Annotated in this window: 17 protein-coding genes and 1 pseudogene; 14 read left to right on the top strand and 4 right to left on the bottom strand. The window is 36.9% G+C overall.

What is annotated here, in order from left to right:
- Positions 1–13 precede the first annotated feature (13 nt).
- From B3L86_RS01665 to B3L86_RS01655, 3 genes are all read left to right on the top strand, one after another.
- Positions 14–361 (top strand): four helix bundle protein, encoded by a 348-nt coding sequence (locus B3L86_RS01665; RefSeq protein WP_291114335.1) that lies wholly within the window; start codon positions 14–16, stop codon positions 359–361.
- A 79-nt stretch (positions 362–440) separates the two neighbouring features.
- Positions 441–3,536: an efflux RND transporter permease subunit gene (locus B3L86_RS01660; RefSeq protein ID WP_291114333.1), complete on the top strand. Its 3,096-nt coding sequence runs from the start codon at positions 441–443 to the stop codon at positions 3,534–3,536.
- Entirely contained in the window at positions 3,526–4,704 is a 1,179-nt protein-coding gene (locus B3L86_RS01655; protein ID WP_291114331.1) for a TolC family protein, read from the top strand. Before B3L86_RS01660 ends, B3L86_RS01655 begins: the two co-directional genes overlap by 11 nt.
- 70 nt (positions 4,705–4,774) lie before the next feature.
- Here the strand turns inward: B3L86_RS01655 and B3L86_RS01650 are convergent, their stop codons facing one another.
- Positions 4,775–6,376, bottom strand: coding sequence for a fumarate hydratase (locus B3L86_RS01650; RefSeq protein WP_291114347.1), 1,602 nt, complete (start codon positions 6,374–6,376; stop codon positions 4,775–4,777).
- Between the two features lie 138 nt (positions 6,377–6,514).
- On the opposite strand from B3L86_RS01650, the gene serS reads away from it, so the two are divergent.
- The 8 genes and pseudogenes from serS (at position 6,515) to B3L86_RS01615 (ending at position 14,046) form a co-directional block, all read left to right on the top strand.
- A complete protein-coding gene (serS, locus tag B3L86_RS01645; protein WP_291114329.1) occupies positions 6,515–7,786 on the top strand; it encodes a serine--tRNA ligase in 1,272 nt (423 codons plus the stop codon).
- Positions 7,787–7,931: 145 nt separating this feature from the next.
- Positions 7,932–9,713: a tetratricopeptide repeat protein gene (locus B3L86_RS01640; RefSeq protein WP_291114327.1), complete on the top strand. Its 1,782-nt coding sequence runs from the start codon at positions 7,932–7,934 to the stop codon at positions 9,711–9,713.
- A gap of 24 nt (positions 9,714–9,737) precedes the next feature.
- On the top strand, positions 9,738–10,067 hold the full coding sequence (locus B3L86_RS01635; RefSeq protein ID WP_291114325.1) for a DUF4286 family protein: 330 nt from the start codon (positions 9,738–9,740) through the stop codon (positions 10,065–10,067).
- A gap of 57 nt (positions 10,068–10,124) precedes the next feature.
- On the top strand, positions 10,125–10,904 hold the full coding sequence (gene rsmA / locus B3L86_RS01630) for a 16S rRNA (adenine(1518)-N(6)/adenine(1519)-N(6))-dimethyltransferase RsmA (RefSeq protein ID WP_291114323.1): 780 nt from the start codon (positions 10,125–10,127) through the stop codon (positions 10,902–10,904).
- Positions 10,894–12,246, top strand: a complete 1,353-nt coding sequence (mgtE, locus tag B3L86_RS01625; RefSeq protein WP_291114321.1) for a magnesium transporter — start codon at positions 10,894–10,896, stop codon at positions 12,244–12,246. The genes rsmA and mgtE overlap by 11 nt, the downstream gene beginning before the upstream one ends.
- Before the next feature lie 75 nt (positions 12,247–12,321).
- Positions 12,322–13,260 (top strand): annotated as a pseudogene (locus B3L86_RS01620) (2-hydroxyacid dehydrogenase); the annotation flags it as partial.
- Positions 13,234–13,668: a VOC family protein gene (locus tag B3L86_RS13640; RefSeq protein WP_349679475.1), complete on the top strand. Its 435-nt coding sequence runs from the start codon at positions 13,234–13,236 to the stop codon at positions 13,666–13,668. The pseudogene B3L86_RS01620 and the gene B3L86_RS13640, both read left to right, overlap by 27 nt.
- A gap of 45 nt (positions 13,669–13,713) precedes the next feature.
- Entirely contained in the window at positions 13,714–14,046 is a 333-nt protein-coding gene (locus B3L86_RS01615) for a TM2 domain-containing protein (protein ID WP_291114319.1), read from the top strand.
- A 61-nt stretch (positions 14,047–14,107) separates the two neighbouring features.
- Here B3L86_RS01615 and B3L86_RS01610 read toward each other — a convergent pair whose 3' ends face one another.
- Entirely contained in the window at positions 14,108–15,904 is a 1,797-nt protein-coding gene (locus tag B3L86_RS01610; protein WP_291114317.1) for a lysophospholipid acyltransferase family protein, read from the bottom strand.
- 177 nt (positions 15,905–16,081) lie between these two features.
- Here B3L86_RS01610 and B3L86_RS01605 point away from each other — a divergent pair, with 177 nt between their 5' ends.
- From B3L86_RS01605 to B3L86_RS01595, 3 genes are all read left to right on the top strand, one after another.
- Positions 16,082–16,843 (top strand): exodeoxyribonuclease III, encoded by a 762-nt coding sequence (locus tag B3L86_RS01605; protein ID WP_291114315.1) that lies wholly within the window; start codon positions 16,082–16,084, stop codon positions 16,841–16,843.
- A gap of 139 nt (positions 16,844–16,982) precedes the next feature.
- Complete coding sequence (locus B3L86_RS01600; protein ID WP_291114313.1) at positions 16,983–17,948, top strand: OmpA/MotB family protein; 966 nt, start codon at positions 16,983–16,985, stop codon at positions 17,946–17,948.
- Positions 17,949–18,039: 91 nt separating this feature from the next.
- Positions 18,040–19,074, top strand: a complete 1,035-nt coding sequence (locus tag B3L86_RS01595) for an NADP(H)-dependent aldo-keto reductase (RefSeq protein WP_291114311.1) — start codon at positions 18,040–18,042, stop codon at positions 19,072–19,074.
- A gap of 80 nt (positions 19,075–19,154) precedes the next feature.
- Here the strand turns inward: B3L86_RS01595 and B3L86_RS01590 are convergent, their stop codons facing one another.
- Positions 19,155–20,528 carry a PQQ-dependent sugar dehydrogenase gene (locus tag B3L86_RS01590; protein ID WP_291114309.1) on the bottom strand — a complete coding sequence of 458 codons (1,374 nt, stop codon included), beginning with the start codon at positions 20,526–20,528 and terminating at the stop codon, positions 19,155–19,157.
- Positions 20,529–20,858: 330 nt separating this feature from the next.
- Positions 20,859–22,007, bottom strand: a complete 1,149-nt coding sequence (locus B3L86_RS01585) for a vWA domain-containing protein (RefSeq protein WP_291114307.1) — start codon at positions 22,005–22,007, stop codon at positions 20,859–20,861.
- Positions 22,008–22,075: the final 68 nt, after the last annotated feature.

Here is a 22,075-nt window from a genome sequence, read left to right as displayed (position 1 = left end):
ATTAATTGAAAGTATGAAAAAAGAAAATATTATAGTAACTAAGTCTTTTGATTTTGCATTGGTAATCATTGAGCTTTATAAACAATTGGCTGAACAAAAAGAATTTGTGATCTCCAAACAATTATTACGAAGTGGAACAAGTATCGGTGCAAATGTTCAGGAAGCAACTGCGGCAATATCTAAAAAAGATTTTACAGCAAAAATGTCAATTTCTTCAAAAGAAGCAAGAGAGACAAAATATTGGTTGCAATTGCTTGATAGAAGTAAATTAGTAGATTTAGACTATTCAAAATTAATTGATGATGTTGATCAACTCATCAATATTCTTACGGCAATAGTCAAATCATCTCAAAAAAATTAACAATGTTGAATGTTGAATTTTAAATTGTGAATTATTTATTTAATTCAAAATTCAACATTTATAATTCAAAATTCCATAAATGCTAAATAGAATAATAAAATTTTCACTACACAATCGATTTTTTGTAGTTGTAGCATCGGTTTTACTGCTGATTTTTGGCAGCATAATTGCTTTCAAAATGGAAGTAGATGTCTTTCCGGATTTGACTGCTCCAACGGTAGTTGTGCTAACTGAAGCTCACGGAATGGCTCCTGAAGAAGTAGAAAAGTTGGTTACATTTCCTATTGAAACCTCCGTAAATGGTGCAACTAATGTGAGGCGTGTTCGTTCCTCTTCCTCTGCCGGAATATCTATTGTATGGGTTGAGTTTGAATGGGACACCGATATTTATAAAGCACGACAAATTGTAAATGAGAAAATAACTGCGGTTGCTGAAAAACTACCACAAGGAGTTGGAAACCCCACAATGGGTCCACAATCTTCAATCATGGGAGAAATTATGTTGATCAGTGTAACCGCTGATAAAACTTCTCAAATTGATTTGAGAACCATTGCCGATTGGACTATTAGACCAAGATTATTAGCTACTGGTGGTATTTCGCAAGTAGTGGTTATTGGTGGAGAATACAAGCAATATCAAATATTAGCTTCTCCTCAAAAGATGAACTATTATAATGTTTCACTTAATGAATTGCTAAAAGCAAGTGAAGAAGCCAATGGGAATTCGTCGGGTGGTTTTATGAATGAATACAATAACGAATACATCGTTAAAGGTATTGGTAGAACCAACGAAATTGAAGCTTTGAGCAAGTCAGTTATTAAAATGCTGAACGGAAATCCAATTAAAATTGAAGATGTTGCTGAAATAAAGATTGGTGCTTCCTTAAAAATTGGCGATGGTTCGTTAAATGGCGAGCCGGCGGTGATTATGACAGTAATGAAGCAACCTTCAACCAATACGTTGGAGTTGACTGAAATCATTGATGCTTCGATAGCTGACATTCAAAAGAATTTACCAAATGATGTAAAAATTAATACCAAAATTTTCCGTCAGGCCGATTTTATTAATGCTTCCATCAGTAATATTCAAAAAACATTATTGGAAGGAACAGCTTTTGTCATCATCATTTTATTTTTATTCTTGATGAATTGGCGAGCTACCTTTATTTCGATGTTGGCCATTCCGATTTCCTTACTTGTAGCCATAATTACTCTAAAATATCTTGGTTTTACAATCAATACTATGAGTTTGGGAGGTATGGCAATTGCTATTGGCGACTTGGTAGATGATGCTATTATTGATGTGGAAAACGTTTTTAAACGACTCAAAGAAAATGCACGCAAACCAAAAGCAGCACAGCATGATAAAATAACCGTCATTTTTGATGGTTCGTTTGAAATCAGAAGTTCTATAATTAATGCCACCTTTATTATTATTGTTGCCTTTTTGCCCTTATTCTTTTTATCCGGAATGGAAGGTAAATTATTAGCACCACTTGGCATAGCTTTTATCGTTGCCTTGTTTGCTTCGTTAATCGTTTCCATAACGCTTACACCTGTTTTAGCAAGTTACTTATTGACTAATGATATGATGCTTTTAAAACAGCATAAAGAAAGTTGGTTGGTTGAGCGTCTGCAAAAAGTTTATTCCAAGACATTGCATAAAGTTATGGAAATGAAAAAAGCGGTGCTGATTTTTGCAGGTTGTTTGTTTCTAATTTCTTTGTTTGTCATGAGCCAATTGGGGAGAAGTTTTTTACCAGAATTTAACGAAGGTTCCTTAGTTATTAGTGCTCTTAGTTTACCCGGTATATCCTTAGAAGAAAGCAACAAAATTGGTACACAAGTTGAAAAAGCATTATTATCGGTACCTGAAATTAAAATCACAACCCGAAGAACCGGAAGGGCAGAATTGGATGAACACGCTCAAGGTGTTAACGCTGCCGAAATTGATGCCCCTTTTACACTTGAAGACAGAAGTCGTGATGAATTTATGGCAGCTGTTCGTGAAAAATTAGCCGGAGTTACCGGAGCCAATATTACTATCGGACAACCTATTGGTCATCGAATTGACCATATGTTGTCGGGAACTAGAGCCAATATTGCAATCAAAATTTTTGGGAATGATTTGAATATACTCTTTACACTTTCCAATGAAATCAAAGCCAAAATTCAGCATATAGACGGATTGGTAGATTTGAGTGTGGAACAGCAAGTTGAAATTCCTCAAATTCAAATTAAAGCGAAACGTGAAATTTTGAACCAATACGGAATTACCATTGGTCAGTTCAATCAATTTGTTGATGTCGCTTTTGCAGGCGAAAAAGTATCTGAAATCTATGAAGGCAATAAAACTTTTGATTTGATACTTCGTTTTGACGATGCCAACAAAGGCAAAATTGAGCATATCAAAAATGCTTTGATTGACACCTACGACGGAAAAAAAATACCCTTGTATTATGTTGCGGATATTGTAAGTACTTCAGGACCCAATACCATCAACAGAGAAAATGTACAACGTAAAACGGTTGTTTCTGCTAACGTTTCCGGTCGTGACCAAAAAAGTGTTGTCGCTGATATTCAGAAAATCATTGATGAAGAAGTAAAATTACCTGAAGAATATCATATCGAATATGGTGGACAATTTGAAGCCGAAGCCGAAGCCTCAAAAACATTAATTCTTACTTCACTTATTTCGTTATTGGTCATTTTCTTAATCTTGTATCAAGAATTTAAAAAGGTTAAAACTGCTTCTATCATATTACTAAATCTACCTCTTGCTTTAATTGGTGGTGTTTTTAGTATTTACTTCACTAGCGGTATTTTGAGTATTCCTGCTATTATAGGTTTTATTACTTTGTTTGGTGTTGCCACTCGTAATGGAATACTACTTGTGTCACATTATGAAACGTTAGAAAAGGAAGGATTATCGCTTTATGAAACCGTCATTCAAGGTTCAAAAGATAGATTAAGTCCTATTTTAATGACTGCCTTAACCGCAGGATTGGCTTTGATTCCGTTAGCTATCGCAAGTGATTTGCCAGGAAATGAAATACAAAGTCCGATGGCGAAAGTTATTTTAGGTGGCTTATTGACTTCAACCTTATTGAACATTTTTATTGTTCCTGTGGTGTACTATTTATCTAATCGAAAAAAAGTAATAAATGAAAACTAAATTATTAATTGGTTTGGCACTGTTAGCATTTAGTTCGGGATTTGCTCAATCTAATATTGACAATATCTTAACTGAAATTGCTAAAAACAATAAAACCATTCAAGCCAATACGAACTATTGGAATACTCAAAAAGTGCAATATAAAACCGGAAATTCATTATACAATCCAACTATTGAGTACGATTATTTAAAAGGAAGTCCTGCTAATGCCGGTAATCAAGCGGATTTGATAATCACGCAATCTTTTGATTTCCCAACTGTTTATGGAAAGAAAAATGAATTAGCTAAACAAATGAGTATGCAAGCCGATTTGCAATTGAAAGCTGCGAACCAAGAATTACTTTTGGAAGCTAAAAAGATTTGCATTGAATTGGTGTACCGAAACAAAATGCAAGTCCCGTTGACCAAACGAAAAGAAGCTACTGAAAAGTGGTTGGCCAATTTTAAGAAGAAATTGGATAGTGGCGATGGAACTATTTTGGATGTAAACAAAGCTGAAATTCAATTGTTGGAAATCAAAAAGCAGTTTCAAGATAATGCTTCAATCCTAATGAAATTAAAAGAGCAATTGACAAGTTTAAACGGTGGAAATAGTATAGATCTAACTGATCTTACTTATTTCGATATTCCGTTTATTCCCAATTTTGAAACCTTAGTAAAGGAGATTGAAGCCCAAGATTACATCAGAAAAACGCTAGAGCAAGAAAAAGTAATCGCTCAAAAACAGATTGATGTCAGCAAAGCTTTAGCGTTACCAAAAATGGAACTTGGGTATCACTATCAAGGTATTTTAGGCCAAACGTATAACGGAATTCACACCGGAATTTCATTGCCCCTATGGGAAAGTAAAAACACGGTAAAACTTCAAAAAGCGAAAATGGTTTATGCAGAAAGTGTGTTGACAGACCATTCCAACGAACGCTATTACGAAGTAAAACAGCTTTATGGTCGTTATGAAAGTTTAAAAAATATTTTAGCTGAATACGAAAAAATTAACCAATCTGTTGAGCCCATTCGTCTTTTGGATAAAGCATTGGCTGCCGGACAAATTTCAGCTTTGGAATATTTTGTAGAATTGAACTATTACAATACTACTTTTAATTCTTTTTTAGAAATTGAAAAAGAGTATTATGATGTTGTAGCCACATTGTTGAAGTACAAATTATAGCGTAGTTTACTACATAATTTTAGCCCAACAAATTAATGTTGGGCTTTTTGTTAGTGTACTCTTTGTTGATTTACAAATTCGCAAAGAAGTCATTTCCTTTATCGTCGGTAATGATAAAAGCCGGGAAGTCTTTGATGGTGATTTTCCGAACGGCTTCCATGCCTAATTCTTCAAAATCGACGACTTCAACAGACAGAATATTTTCTTTTGCAAGAATGGCTGCAGGACCTCCGATGGAACCTAAATAGAATCCGCCGTATTTTTGACAAGCATTTCGAACTTCGTCGGTGCGGTTTCCTTTGGCCAACATAATCATGCTGCCGCCGTGTTTTTGGAATTCATCCACATACACATCCATTCTGCCAGCTGTGGTTGGTCCGAAACTTCCGGAAGGCATTCCTTCAGGTGTTTTTGCCGGACCTGCATAATATACGGGATGATTTTTGAAATATTCGGGCATCGGTTTTCCGGCATCGAGTAGTTCTTTGATTTTAGCATGAGCGATATCTCGAGCTACAATCAACGTACCGTTTAATTTTAATCGGGTTTTGATGGGGTATTTTGAAAGTTCAGCCAGAATTTCTTTCATCGGTCGGTTCAAATCGATGGTTACCGGTTCTTCTAAATGCGGAGCCGTTTCGGGCAGGAATCGTTTTGGGTTGGTTTCCAATTGTTCCACAAAAATACCCTCTTTGGTAATTTTACCTTTAATATTTCTATCTGCAGAACACGAAACACCCATTCCAACCGGACAAGAAGCCGCATGTCGCGGTAAGCGAATTACTCGTACATCATGTGTCAAATATTTTCCGCCAAATTGAGCTCCAATGGCACTCTCTTGGCAAATTTGTTGTACGCGTTTTTCCCATTCCAAATCACGGAAAGCTTGACCTGCCATGTTTCCTGTGGTTGGTAAATGATCAAAATAGCCTGCAGAGGCTTTTTTGACTACGGCTAAATTTGCTTCTGCTGAAGTGCCGCCAATCACTAAAGCTAAATGATAAGGTGGACAAGCGGAAGTGCCTAAATCCATGATGCGTTCGCGTACAAAAGCTTCTAACGATTTTTCGTTTAACAACGATTTTGTCTTCTGGTATAAGAAGGTTTTGTTGGCCGAACCCCCACCTTTTGCCAGGAATAAAAATTCATAGGAACTTCCTTTTTTGGAATAGATATCAATTTGAGCCGGTAAGTTGGAGCCTGAGTTTTTTTCTTCAAACATCGAAATCGGTACAATTTGCGAATAACGAAGGTTTCTTTTTTGGTACGTATTAAAAATACCTCTGGAAAGCCATTCACCGTCGTCAGCACCTGTGTAGACATTCTCTCCTTTTTTTGCCATAACGATAGCCGTTCCGGTATCTTGACAAGAAGGCAATTGTCCTTCCACAGCAACAACCGCATTTTGTAACAGGTTGTACGCCACAAAACGATCGTTGTCGGTCGCTTCCGGGTCGTCAATAATTTTTCTAAGCTTTTCTAAATGAGAAGAACGAAGCATGAACGATACGTCGCTCAAAGCTTCTTCGGCTAATAAGGCAATTCCTTGTGGGTCAACTGTCAAAATTTCTCGGTCTCCGAGTTGTTCTACTTTTACAAAATCAGTTGTTATTTTGCGATAGGCTGTATCGTCTTTAAGAATGGGATAAGCGTCTTGGTATATAAAATCCATAGTCATGTAATTAAAGTGTAAAGTTACCATTTATTGGGGAATTTGAAAATAGTAATGAAACGAAACTTGCGTGCAGAATTCATTTTCAACTCCCAAACATTTGTTTACCTTTGCTTTTTAAAAATTAAGCTTCTCACTATGTTACAAATAGCCGTTATTCGGGAAAATAGAGATCAAGTTATCGCAGCTTTAGCGAAACGAAATATGGATGCCGTTACTTTGGTGGATACCGTTTTGGATTTGGATGAAAAACGCAGGGCCACACAAGTAGCTTTAGATAACGTGTTGGCGGAGTCTAATTTACTGTCAAAAGAAATTGGTGATTTGATGAAATCAGGTCAAAAGGACCAAGCCACTGCTTTAAAAGAAAAATCGACTTCTTTCAAAGAGCAAACGGCTCAATTGAAAGAGGCGTTGGAAAAATACACCACCGCTTTAGCGGAGGAATTATATAAAATTCCAAATACACCTGCTGCGATTGTTCCTGAAGGGAAAACGCCGGAAGATAACCTGACTGTTTTTCAGGCAGGGGCAATTCCGAAATTACATGAAGGTGCTTTGCCACATTGGGATTTGGTAAAAAAATACGACATCATTGATTTTGAATTGGGAGTAAAAATCACCGGTGCGGGTTTTCCCGTTTACAAAGGAAAAGGGGCAAAGTTGCAACGAGCTTTGATTACTTATTTTTTGGATAAAAATACCGAAGCCGGTTATTTGGAATACCAAGTGCCGCATTTAGTAAACGAAGCATCGGGTTTTGGAACCGGGCAGTTGCCTGATAAAGAAGGACAAATGTATCATGATGCGACCGATAATTTGTATTTGATTCCAACCGCAGAAGTGCCGGTAACCAATATCTTTCGCGATGTGATTTTGAACGAAAGTGAATTACCTGTTATGTGCACCGGTTACACGCCTTGTTTCCGAAGAGAAGCCGGATCCTATGGAGCTCATGTTCGCGGATTAAACCGTTTGCATCAATTTGACAAAGTAGAAATTGTTCGCATCGAACATCCTGATAAATCGTATGAAGCTTTAGATGGTATGGTGGAGCATGTTAAAGGTATTTTGAACGAATTGAAATTACCTTATCGAATCTTGCGTTTGTGTGGTGGCGATATGGGCTTTACCTCTTCATTGACCTATGATTTTGAAGTGTTTTCTACGGCACAAGACCGCTGGTTAGAAATCAGTTCGGTTTCTAATTTTGAAACGTTTCAAGCCAATCGTTTGAAATTGCGTTTTAAGGACAAAGACGGTAAAAACCAATTGGCACATACGTTGAATGGAAGTTCGCTAGCCTTACCCAGAGTAATGGCCGGCATTATAGAAAATTATCAAACTCCGGAAGGAATTGTCATACCGGAAGTATTGCGACCTTATACCGGTTTTTCAATTATTGACTAATTGCAAAATCGTTTAAAGAAGAGGTCCCTTTTACATCAAATGGGACCTTTTTTTATACAAACCCACATGGTTTTCGTTAATCTTACCCTAACGGGAGCTTGATTTAGTAAAAAAAAGTTACTTTAGTGCCTAGTTTTTTTGAGTTATGTTACAACGTTGTATTCTTTTTGTTTTTCTTTTGACCGGATGGGTACATTTTGGCCAAAATGAGCAGTTGGCACAAAACTACTTTGACAGTGGTTCTTTTGAAAAAGCGTTGGTTAGTTATCAAGAACTATTGAAAACCAATCCCGGAAACGGCATTTATTTTTTGCGAACCATAGAATGTTACCAACAATTGGAGCAGTATGATAAAGCGGAAAAAGAACTGAATGAACGTTTATTGAAATACAAACAAGCCACACTTTTAATTGAATTAGGCTATAATTATCAACTTCAAAAAAACACTACCAAAGCCGAATCATTGTATGAAGAAGCTCTTTTAAAAATAAATGAAGCTCCCACCAATGTCTATTCCGTTGCTTCCACTTTTGAAAAGAAAGTACTGTTGCAGTATGCACTAAAAGCTTATGAAACGGCTTATGAAGTGGATCCAAAATCCCGTTTTAATTATCAAATGGGTTTACTTTTCGGGCAATTGGGGCAACCGGACAAAATGATTGAAAAGTTTTTGGAGGAGTTGTATACCAATCCACAAAACAGTGTACTCATTCAAAATCAATTGTCTCGATTTATGAATGATGATACGGATGAACAATTTAATAACCAACTTCGCAAGGCCTTACTGGTAAGAGCACAACAAAACCAAGATATTTTTTGGAATCAAATGTTGAGCTGGTATTTTGTTCAGCAGAAAGACTATGGCAAAGCCTTTATTCAAGAAAAGGCCATTTATAAAAGAGAACCCGAGACGTTTTCCAATATTGTTTCCTTGGGTGAAATGGTAATAGAAGCGGAAGAAAACGATTTGGCTAAAGAAATATTCAATTTCATTTTAGAAAACACCAATGATTTGGATTTGCAAATTCAATCGCATTATTATTTGATGCAAATACAAATTGATCAGGCGGTAGAAAAAGACTATGCCACTATTGATGCTGCTTTGGAATTGCTTCTGAAAAAATACGGGGTGAGTCCTTATACACTTTCCATCCAATTGATGCAGGCCAACTTTGTTACTTTTAAACGCAACAATCCCGAGCAAGGGAAAGCTATTTTGAACCGGACGATGGAGTTGCCTTTGAATCGTTTTCAATTGGCTGATGCCAAAATGGAATTGGCGGATATCTTATTGTTTGAAAATAAATTCAATCAAGCTTTAATTTATTATACACAAATCCAAGAGGATTTAAAAAATGATGTGATTGGACACGAAGCCAGTTTAAAAGCGGCAAAAACCAGTTATTTTAATGTTGATTTTGATTGGGCTTTGACCCAACTCAAAGTATTAAAAACCGCCTCTACCCAATTGATTGCAAATGATGCTTTGGAATTGTTTTTATTGATTAACGACAATACCGTTGCGGATTCCACGCAAGCAGCTTTAAAACGATTTGCCAAAGCAGATTTTTTGGTTTATCAAAACAAAAAAGCAGCAGCCTTAAAAGAGTTTCAGACCTTGTTGCAGGAACACCAATCGGATGTCATTGCGGATGCTACGTTATTGCGAATAGGCACTTTGTATGAGGATTTAAAAGACACATCAAAGGCATTAGAGGCCTACCAAAAAATAATTGATGATTTCCCCGAAAGTATTTATAGGGATGAAGCCTTGTATTTTTCAGCGGAAATCTATCACAAAAAACTTAAAATGCCCGATAAAGCAAAAGCTCTGTATGAGAGTTTGCTTTTCAATCACCAAGACAGTATCCATTTTGTGGATGCGAGAAGAAAGTATCGACAATTGCGAGGCGACAGCAATTTGTAATTTTTTAATTTAACAGCAAAGCGTATGATTATTTATAATGTTACCATCAATATAGACGATAGTGTTCACGAAAAATGGCTGCATTGGATGCAAACCAAACACATCAATGATGTGTTGGCTACCGGAAAATTCTCCACAGCCCGAATGGTTAAAGTTTTGGTGGAAGAAGAAGGAAGTGTTACCTATTCCGTTCAATATGTAACCGACAGTAAAGAAAAGTTACAACGCTACTACACGGAAGATGCTCCGCGATTGCGTCAGGAAGGACTGCAGTTGTTTTCGGATAAAATGCTAACCTTTCGAACCGAATTGGAAGTGATTAGCGAGCATTTTTCAGAAGTTGCCATGCAGTAAACTGTTTCAGCAGCCTTCGCAGCAAACCACATTTTTTAATGCCTAAATCCCATCAACATGGAACAAGTAAGAGCAAAAAAACACCTTGGGCAACATTTTTTAAAAGAGGAATCTATCGCCAAAAACATAGCTGATTCGTTATCCTATTCCGGTTATTCCAAAATCTTAGAAATTGGTCCGGGAATGGGCGTTTTAACCAAATATTTATTAGAAAAGCCCACAGAAACTTTCGTCATAGAAATTGATAGGGATTCAGTGGTTTATCTCAATACCAATTACCCTCAATTGGCAGGAAGAATCATTTCCGAAGATTTTTTAAAATATGATTTAGGAGCCTTTTTTGGTCAGGAACCATTTGCTATTATTGGTAATTTCCCGTATAATATTTCTACACAAATAGTGTTCAAAATGTTGGCCATGCGAAATCAGATTCCCGAGTTTTCGGGGATGTTTCAAAAAGAAGTAGCCGAACGAATTTGTGAAAAAAAGGGCAGCAAAACGTATGGTATTTTATCAGTTTTGACTCAAGCTTTTTATGAAGCGGAGTACTTATTTACCGTTTCCGAGCATGTTTTTTCACCACCTCCGAAAGTGAAGTCGGGCGTATTGCGTTTAAGACGAAAAGAGAACTATCATTTACCATGTGATGAAAAACTGTTTTTTGCCGTGGTAAAAACGGCTTTTAACCAACGCAGGAAAACACTTCGTAACAGTTTAAAAACATACCAACTGTCTGATAATTTAAAAGAAGATAGTATCTTTGACCTCAGACCGGAGCAGTTGTCGGTTGAACAATTTGTGGCATTAACTCAAAAGATTGCGGCCAATGGAGTTTAAAATCAGCAGAGACTTTTTAGCTCAAATAGAGCAACTTATCAGTGAAAACAAGGGGCAGGAACTGTATGAGTTGCTCCATGACATTCACTATGCTGATATTGCCGAAATCATGGAAGAACTTGACCAGAAAGAAGCAAGTTACATTTTCAACCTATTAGATTCCGAAAAAACCGCAGAAATTCTTCTGGAATTGGATGAAGAAGTTCGCGAAAAAATACTTAAAAATTTAACGGCAAAAGAAATTGCAGAAGAGTTGGATGAACTTTCCACCGATGATGCTGCCGATATTATTGCTGAATTACCCCAAGAGAAAAAAGAGCAGGTAATTTCCGAATTAGAAGACGTTGAGCACGCCAAAGACATTGTGGATTTGTTGCGTTATGACGAAGATTCTGCCGGAGGTTTGATGGCCAAAGAGTTGGTGAAAGTCAACGAAAATTGGAATGTACTCACCTGTGTTAAAGAGATGAGAGTTCAAGCTGAAAACGTTTCAAGAGTCCATTCCATTTATGTTGTTGATGACGAAGGACGATTAAAAGGACGGTTGTCTTTAAAAGATTTATTGACCACTTCCACCAAAACACCGATTAGCGATATTTATATTCCAAAGGTAGATTATGTAAAAGTAGATACTAAAGATGTTGAGGTAGCCCGAATCATGCAGAAGTACGATTTGGAAGCCATTCCGGTAATAGATGAGATGGGACGCTTGGTGGGACGCATTACTATTGACGATATCATCGACGTCATCAAAGAAGAAGCCGATAAAGATTATCAGTTAGCGGCAGGTATTTCGCAAGACGTTGAGGCTGATGACAGCATTTTAGAATTGACGAAAGCCCGCTTACCGTGGTTGGTTTTAGCACTTTTGGGAGGTTTCATCGCTGTAAAAGTAACCGGACAATTTGAAGGTGCTATGGAAAATTACAAAGTGCTGTTTTTTTTCACGCCACTTATTGCTGCCATGGCAGGAAATGTAGGAGTTCAATCGTCTGCAATTATTGTGCAAGGTTTGGCAAATAATACTTTAGGAGGAACTATTTGGCAAAGGTTGTTTAAAGAAATGAAATTGAGTCTTTTCAATGGATTAATACTATCTTTTATTCTCTTATTAGGGAGTCATTTTTTATTAGGTCATGAGTATATTATCGGGATTACAGTTTCCATTGCCCTAATCTCTGTAATCGTCATCGCATCACTCATTGGCACTTTTGTTCCCATTACGCTAAATAAATACGGAATAGACCCGGCACTTGCAACCGGACCGTTTATCACAACGAGCAATGATATTTTTGGGATTTTAATTTATTTTTCCATTGCAAAAGCGATTCTAGGATTCTAAAATTTGTATTTTTAGGGTGCAAAAACCTGTTATGTATATAGCCAAGGACATAACTTTACATCATATTTCGTGAACATAACCAAAGTAAAAATTCTACACCTCGATTCCAATCATCCGCTATTGTGGGAGCAATTGGAAGTGTTAGGTTTTGAAAACCATGAGGATTATTTGTCTTCTAAAGAAGAAATCGAAGCAAAAATTCAGGATTATCAAGGCATTGTTATTCGCAGCCGATTTAAAATTGATAAAATTTTTTTAGACAAAGCCACTAATTTAGAATTCATAGCTCGTGTAGGTGCCGGTTTAGAAAGTATTGATTGTGACTATGCCCTTTCAAAAAATATTCATCTCCTAGCAGCACCTGAAGGCAATCGCAATGCGGTTGGCGAACATGCATTAGGGATGTTGCTTTCGCTGATGAACAAATTAAACCAAGCCAATCAATCTGTAAAAAGCGGCAACTGGCTGCGTGAAGGTCATCGCGGTTATGAATTGGAAGGAAAGACAGTGGGCATCATCGGTTATGGTAACATGGGCAAATCATTTGCTAAAAAACTGCGTGGTTTTGATGTGAAGGTTTTGTGTTATGATATTTTGCCTTTTGTTGGTGATCAAAATGCCAAACAAGTACCATTAGAAGAGTTGCAATTGAAAGCCGATGTGCTTTCGCTTCACACCCCATGGACACCGGAGACGGATAAAATGGTTAATGAAACATTTATCAATGCATTTGCTAAGCCGTTTTGGTTTCTTAACACCGCTCGCGGTAGGTCGGTGGTGACGGCAGATTTGGTAAAAGCACTTCAAGCCGGAAAAATTTTAGGAGCCGGATTGGATGTGTTGGAATACGAAAAACTTTCGTTCGAAAAATTATTTGAAGGAGAAAAACCGGAAGCTTTCACGTATTTATTAGAAGCAGAAAACGTTTTGCTTTCACCACACATTGCCGGATGGACGTTTGAAAGTCATGAAAAATTAGCTCAAGTTATTGTAGACAAAATCAAAAACCTATATCTCCCTTCAGAAGAAACAGCTGAAATTAAGCGAGTAACCGGAATTGGCGGCATCTTTTTTAAATCAAATGATTCCAAAAAATTAGTGGCATGGTACGGTAAACATTTAGGTTTAAAAACCGATCAATACGGCTCCACTTTTTGGTGGAAAGATAACGATGGTAACGATTGTTCCACACAATGGTCGCCTTTTGCTGCCGATACTACATATTTTTCACCATCCGAGAAACCATTCATGCAAAATTTCAGAGTGGAAAATTTAGAAAAACTTTTAGAAAAATTAAAGCAAGAAGGTGTAACAATTATAGGAGATATGGAGACTTACGACTATGGAAAGTTTGGATGGATTTTGGATCCCGAAGGAAATAAAATTGAACTTTGGGAAGCAATTGACAAAGCCTTTTTATAATTTTTTTCTATTTTTATAGTAACTAACCAATTTATATAAAAAACCATGGAAACATCAAAACCAAGAGAAGAGTGGAATACTCCAAAACCATCTGAGTTTCAACCGGCTTATCGCGAGTCAAAAAAGATTGCGGCAGGTATAACAGCGATACTTTTAGGTGGTTTAGGCGTGCATAAATTTATCTTAGGTTACACAAATGAAGGTGTAATTATGCTAATGTGTACCATCTTTGGGGTGGCCTTATCTTGTTTTATTTTTCCAATCTTCATCGCTGTAGGCGTTGGCATTGTGAGTCTTATTGAAGGCATTATCTACTTAACCAAAACAGATGAAGAGTTTTATCAGACCTATCAAGCTAATAAGCGACCTTGGTTTTAAATAGGAATAATAAAAAAACCCCAATAGTGATTGCACTTTAGGGGTGTTTTTAGTTTATTTCTTAACCGTTTTTTTCTTTCTTTTCCAACTCTGCCTGAAATTCTTCCATAACCGGTTTGACAGTGCTTTCAGGAATATCAGCAATTCTGATATACATTAATCCATCTACGGCATTATTAAAAAGAGGATCCACATTAAAGGCAACTACACGGGCGTTTTGTTTGATGTATTTTTTAATCAATACCGGCAGACGTAAGCTCCCCGGTTCAATTTCATCAATGATTTTGTCAAATTTATTCAAATCGGCTTCCGTTTCATTGAACACAAAATCTTTGTCGGCGTCTTTCAGTTTGACTTTGTACTCTTTTTTTGGATGAATGTATTGTGCAATATATGGGTCGTAATAATGCGATTTCATGAACTCAATCATCAACGATTTTGAAAAATCTGAAAATTGGTTACTGATACTAACACCGCCAATTAAGTATTTATGTTCGGGATAACGAAGTGTGGTGTGCACAATTCCTTTCCACAATAAAAACAAAGGCATTGGTTTTTGTTGGTATTCATTGATGATGAAAGCCCGTCCCATTTCAATAGATTTTGACATGAAGTCGTATAATTCCGGTTCAAATCGGAACAATTCATGAAGGTAAAAACCATCTATACCATATTTGGCATAAATTTGTGAACCCAATCCCATACGGTAGGCACCGGCAATCACCTGAGCCTCATCATCCCACAAAAACATGTGGTGGTAGTATTTGTCATATTGGTCTAAATCCAATGATTCATTGGTACCTTCGCCAACAGCTCTAAATGTAATTTCACGAAGTCTGCCAATTTCATGGAGAATGTTTGGAATTTTATCTGCGGTAATTAAATAGACGTGGTAGTTTTTACTTTGTAACAAACGGTAATCGCCTTGTTTAATCATGCCCATTTCCTCCAAAATCTTGTCGTGATTGGCAGGTTTTGCAATTTCTTTTGGACTTCTTGGTAATTTTAAACTTGGTGTGGTCAATAATTTGTTGCCTTTTTCAAAGGCATTGGCCAACATATAGGTTTTACGTCTCAAAAATTCAGAATAGGCATCAATTGTTTCGTATTCGTTTTGCTCGGCCACAGAAATAGGTTTTCCAATTCTAACTTTGATGACTCTGTTTTTCTGGGTTAATAATTCAGATGGCAGTTTAGCGGTTCGAAATGTGTCGTTAATTTTTGATAGAAAATAAAATAAACGGCTGTTTTTAGCATGAAAATAAATGGGAACAACAGGCACTTGGGCTTTTCGAATTACTTTAATGGCACCTTCTTCCCATGGTTTATCCACCACCAGTTTGCCATCTCTATAGGTTGAAACTTCTCCTGCCGGAAACATGCCCAATGGTTTGCCATCGCTTAAATGGCGTAATGTTTCTTTAATTCCCAATACACTGGATTTGGCATCCTTATGATTTTCAAAGGGATTTACCGGCATGATATAGGGTTTCATCGGTTCGATGCGGTGCAATAAAAAGTTGGCAATGATTTTAAAATTGGGCTCTCTTTCCAACATTAGTTTCAATAACAAAATCCCATCAATTCCACCAAGTGGATGATTGGAAACTGTAATATAAGGACCTTCTTTCGGAATTCGTTTTAGGTCTTCTTCAGGGATTTCAAATTTAATTTCAAATTCGTCCAATATACCATTCAAGAAAGGAACATCAGAGAGGTGTTTGTTGCGGTTGTAGATATTATTTAAGGTTGAAATTTTAAGTACTTTCATCAAAAGCCATCCTACAAACGTTCCGAACACGCCATATTTATCGGCATGAATTGCTTTAGCAACTTCCTTTGCGGTAACAAGCCCCATAGTTGTTATCTGTTTGTTTAATTTTTTGAGCGAACCACAAATATAGTAATTCTGCGTCTATTCAATTAAAAAAAGTAAACAAAAGCAAAAGTTGTTAAACATTTATTATAATTGATTTGCTGATGTTGCATTCCTGAAGATAATAGTTAATTTTGGGAAACTTTTTAACTTTTCAACATGAAGATTATATCCTATAATGTTAATGGTATTCGAGCCGCAATAACAAAGGGTTTTCTGGAATGGTTGCAACAAGCTAATCCCGACATAATTTGTTTACAAGAAATTAAAGCTACGGAAGATCAAATTCCAACCGAGGCAATTACGGCCGCGGGGTATCCGTATCAATATTATTTTTCGGCACAAAAAAAGGGTTACAGTGGCGTGGCCATTTTATCTAAAATAAAACCCAATTTAGTGGTTTTTGGCACAGGTATTGAACATATGGATTATGAAGGCCGGAATTTACGAGCAGATTTTGACACCTTTTCTGTCATGAGTTTGTATTTACCATCAGGCACAAATAGTGACCGATTGGGACATAAGTTCACCTATATGGATGATTTTCAAATGTATGTCAACACCTTGAAACAAACGATTCCGAATTTGATTATATGTGGGGATTATAATATTTGTCATGAGGCAATAGACATTCATGATCCGATTAGAAATGCAACCGTTTCCGGTTTTTTGCCGGAAGAACGCCGTTGGCTGGATGGATTTATGAAGAGTGGATTTATTGATAGTTTCCGGCTTTTTAATAAAGAGCCCCACCATTATAGTTGGTGGAGTTATCGAGCCAATGCCCGAAATAATAATAAAGGATGGCGAATTGATTATCATTTGGTGAGCGAACCGCTTCGTGATCGAATAAAAAGAGCTTATATTTTGCCGGAAGCCAAGCATTCTGATCATTGTCCGATTGGGATTGAGATAGCGTAGGAGTGCAATGGCAATGACAATAACAATGATAAAATCAATGTCAATAAGAATGTCAATAACACAATTTATTTGTTGTGAAGAGCAACAGAAAAAGCTTTAGTATAGCAGTGGAATACTTAACCTCTAAATAGTTTAAAAAATGATTAAAAAAATTTCAATAGTATTGGTACTAGCGGCACTTTCAACTTCGTGTGTTTCAAAGAAAGTTTACAATGATTTGGAAAGTAAATATGCGGCTTTAAAAAAGGAACAACGCCAGTTGGAGGATCAAAATGACGAGTTGACGCAAGCGAAAAACAAGTTGGATTTAGATTTGAAAGCAAATCAAGAAGAGTTGTCACGTATAAAGGCGGAACGCGATAAGTTACAAAATGATTATACTGCGGCAGCAAACAATTTGAAAGCATTACAGACTTCGTATGCGGCATTAGAAAAAAATTCGGACGAAGCTTTACAGGCTAACATGAAAAAGAACAGAGAATTGTTGGCTCAGTTGGATGCCAAAGAAAAGGCGTTGGCAGCTGAACAAGACCGATTGAACAAATTGCAAGCAGATTTACAAGATCGTTCGCAGCGTATTAATGAATTGGAGAGCATGATTGCTTCCAAAGAAGAAAGCATGAAACGATTGAAAGAAACCTTGTCAAAAGCATTGAACAGCTTTGAAGGAAAAGGTTTGACGGTTTATCAAAAGAACGGAAAAGTATATGTTTCCATGGAGAACAAATTGTTATTCCAAACCGGAAGTTGGGCTGTTGGCTCTGAAGGAAGAAGAGCGATTGTTGAAGTTGGAAAAGTATTGGCTCAAAATCCGGACATTTCAGTATTGATTGAAGGCCATACGGATAATGATAAAATTCTAGGAAATTTAGGCGGTGGTATCGAAAACAACTGGGATTTGTCCACTAAAAGAGCGACAGCTATTGTGAATATTTTAGCTGAAAACAAAGAAATTGTAAAACAAAACTTAACGGCAGCCGGACGCGGTGAATTTGCACCGATTGCTTCGAATGATAATGCAGAAGGAAAAGCCAAAAACCGACGAATAGAAATTATTTTGACACCTAAGTTGGATGAAATTTCTAAGATGTTGAATGATTTATAAAAACAGTTTCTGAGTCGCTAAGGTGCTAAGTTACTAAGGTTTTTCAATCTTTACTTAGCACCTTAGTATCTTAGCACCTTAGCACCTCAAAATGAATTACACCACTTTACCCACCACCGATATAAAAGTCAGCACCCTTTGTTTAGGGACAATGACATTTGGGGAACAAAACACAGAAAAGGAAGCCCATGAACAGTTGGATTATGCGGTTTCCAGAGGGATTAATTTTATCGATACGGCCGAAATGTATCCTATTGCAGCTCGAGAAGCGACTTTGGGAAGCACCGAACGTTATATAGGAACTTGGTTAAAGCACCGTGGTAAAAGAGATGATTTGGTCATTGCTACAAAAATAGCCGGGCCCAATCGCGGCATGGGATATATTCGTCAACCTCTTGATTTTTCTGCTAAAAGTATTCGTGAAGCGGTTGATTTGAGTTTAAAAAACCTTCAAACCGATTACATTGATTTATATCAGTTACATTGGCCGGAACGCGTGATGAATATGTTTGGACAACGCGGCGTTTCAAAAATCGATACACAATGGCAAGAGAATTTTATTGAAATTTTAACTGTATTTGATGAACTCATTACGTCAGGTAAAATCAGACATATTGGTGTTTCAAACGAAGCTCCATGGGCTGTGATGAAGTTTATCAGCGAAAGCGAGAAACATCAATTACCAAGAATTGCAACCATACAAAATCCTTATTCCTTATTAAATAGATTATTTGAAGTGGGATTATCTGAAATTTGTATGCGTGAAAATGTTGGTTTGTTGGCTTATTCCCCTTTAGGATTTGGGGTATTATCCGGTAAGCATTTAGAGGCTATACAACCTGATTCCCGAATCGGTTTGTTTCCGCAATTTTCAAGGTATACTTCAGAAAATTCTAAAAAGGCCACACGTTTGTATCAAGAATTAGCCGCTAGTTATGGGTTGACTTTGCCGCAAATGGCGTTGGCTTTTGTGCAACATCAATCGTTTGTTTGTAGTACGATACTAGGAGCAACAAATCTGAGTCAGTTGAAAGAAAATATGGATTCGCATCAGGTGGTTCTATCGGAAGCTTTACTTACAGAAATAAACAAAATACAGGAGTTGGTTCCAAACCCGGCACCGTAAGTTAGGTTTAAAAAAAGGTATTCTTTGATTCAGAACACCTTTTTTTATATACTTTAGAATTTTTAGAACTACATTACGATTTATTTTTTTATCAATTTAGTTCTGTGCCAATCCCCATTTGAAGCCTCAATACTTAAGAAATAGATACCACTCGTAAGATTTTGAACCGAAATTGAGGTTTCATTCCCCATGTTTGGATTAAAGGAACCCACTATTTTTCCGGAAGCCTCATTTAAAACTATTTGTTTGATGGCTAATAAGTTGGCGTTTTTTAGTGTTACAGTTTCTTCCGCAGGATTTGGATAAATTGAAAACCCATTGCTAGTGAAATCTTCTGTGCCAAGTGATGTATCCATTAACTTGTAAACAATTCCATTTGAAATTCCTGCTACATATAATTCCCCGTTTACATCTTCGCCAAAAGTTGCCAATGAGCCACTGAATGGAGCGGTCCAAGTTATAGTTCCCCCAGCGGTTGGAATCCATCCAATTCTATTGGCACAATAATCAGCAAAGAAATATTTATTTTGAAAATTAGGATACAAATTTCCGGTATAAGAATAGCCCCCTGTTACAGAGCAATAGCCCCCACCGTAAGGATATGTTGCAATCGGAAATTTGTAATTTGAAGAAGGACCACAGCCTGTAGTACTGTAAACCGAATTGCCTTCATAACATTTCCAACCATAATTCAATCCGGCATCGGTGGGCAATGCTTTGTTTATTTCTTCAATAGAACTTTGACCCACATCAGCAATCCATAAATCACCGTTAGTTCTATCAAATGAAAATTTCCAGGGATTTCGCATTCCCACTGCCCAAATTTCATCAGCTCCGGGTATTGCTCCGGCAAATGGATTTCCTGTTGGGATGCTATAAGGCGTTCCATTGTCTACATCAATTCGCAACATTTTTCCTAAAAGGGAATTGATGTTCTGTGCATAATTTTGTGGATCGCCGCCACTACCGCCATCTCCCATGCCAATATATAAATAACCATCAGGGCCAAAAGCCAAAGAGCCGCCATTGTGATTGGTATAGGGTTGTGTAACTGTCAATAGAATCTGAGCACTTGCCGGATTGGCAATGTTAGCATCCGTAGCACTTACGGAATAACGGGCAATCACGGTGGCACCATCACTCAATCGGGTATAGTTTACATAAAAATAGCCGTTTGTGTTATAGTTTGGGTGAAAAGTCAAGCCTAGCAAACCTCTTTCTCCGCCTGCTGTAATAATTGAACTTAAAGACAAAAAAGGTGTCGTATTGATAGTTCCGTCAGCGTTCAAAATACGGATTAGACCACCCCTTTGTACAACAAATAAACGAGAGTCACCTGCATTTACAATAGCCACAGGACTAGAAAAACCGGTTGCAAAGGATTGCAAAGCAATTGATTGCGAAAACAGACTTGTAGTAATACAAAAAACAGTAAAAAATAGTAATTTTTTCATAGTAGGTTGTTTTTGGAATAGTGTAAATTTATGAAATTATTTTTTAATTACACTTACAATTAGGCTATTACAAAAAAAAACCACCCTATTATCAAAATGATTTAGGATGGCTTAACAGCTGATAGGATAAATTAATTTAACCCATTGGGTGTAATTAAATTTTGGAAAATAATTTTGCCACTAATTCACTAATTTTTTATGGTAATTATTCGATTTAATTCGAATTTTCATCGAAGATGAACAAATTATTGCGTTTTAATAATTTATAATTCGAGAATTAGTGGTAAAAAAAACAAAATAATCTTGAATTAAATAATTTCACCCAACGGGTTAATTTACTACTTTATATCCCTTTGTTTTGGCAAGACTGTGAATGGAAACTGTAATGGCATTTCCCAAATCATCTTGCGACTTCGTTTTTTTGCTTTCTGCTTCAATGTAGGCTTGACGTTTTTTAGCTAATTCCGCCATTTCTTTTTGAATGGCATCGCGTTCTTTTGTTTTTTTATCAATTAGAATTTTCAGCTCCTCTTTGGTTTTGTTCTGAAGTTCTTTTGGTAAATCATCTTTCTTTAAGACATCAATGGCTTTTGGATTGCTCTTGGCTTTGTCTACCAAATCCCAAGTGTCATTTTTATATACTTCTTTGGATTTGCTTACTGCTCTTTCAGCATAATTGGCTCCTGAAATACTTTGAGCATTACTGTCTTCTCTCACTTGACTTGCTTTTTTTTGCGTTCCTTGGGAGCCGTAACCGATATACGTATCGTTTAAACGGGTGTTGCATTTTGTGATTTGCTCGTCATAAGGCGTTACAATATACTGCACTTTAGCATTAGAATCAATGTGAAAATATTTGCCTTCGCCTACATCAGCTCCGTCTTTCCAAAATCCGCGAACGCCTTCTTCATAACTCCCACAATGTATGGTGTTGATATAGATGTCTTTTCTTCGAGCATCAGCAATTGCTTCTTTGTAGTTGATAGACCCTTGATTGAAAGGTTCGTTTCCGGCAATGTAAATCAATTTCATACTTTTTCTGTCGCCGTGCCATTCCAATTTTTGACTGGCTTCTTGAATCACTGCACCACAATATTCTTCACCACCATTGGTGCGTAACGCAAATAATTTTTCTGATATCAAATCTAAATCTGTGGTAAGAGGCGTCACCTGACGAATATAATTGGAACTTCTGCTCAAGCCACTGTTTCCATATTCATATAATGAAATTTCAATATCCGGTGTTTTACCTTCGTATTTTAAGGTGGTGAGGGTGTTTACAATATTCCACAAACGCGATTTGGCTTGATCAATCAAGCCGTCCATGCTGTTTGAGGTGTCCAATAAAAGGGCTACTTGGATTTTTCCGGGAGACACTATGGTTTTTTCTACCTGTGGCTCAATTTTTGGTTGTTTTTCTGTGGTGTTGAAAAGGAATCCGCCGGAAACCAATATCAACGTGGCCATTACGTTTTTCATATTATTTCGTTTTATAATTTGATATAAAATTACTTTGCAAATGCATCCAACTTTGGCCCACTTGGTGA

Origin of the sequence: Flavobacterium sp. UBA6135 (assembly GCF_002428305.1) — a bacterium.
GTDB lineage: Bacteria > Bacteroidota > Bacteroidia > Flavobacteriales > Flavobacteriaceae > Flavobacterium.
The sequence above is the reverse complement of the archived record's forward strand: the minus strand, read 5'-3'. Positions and strand labels throughout refer to the sequence as shown.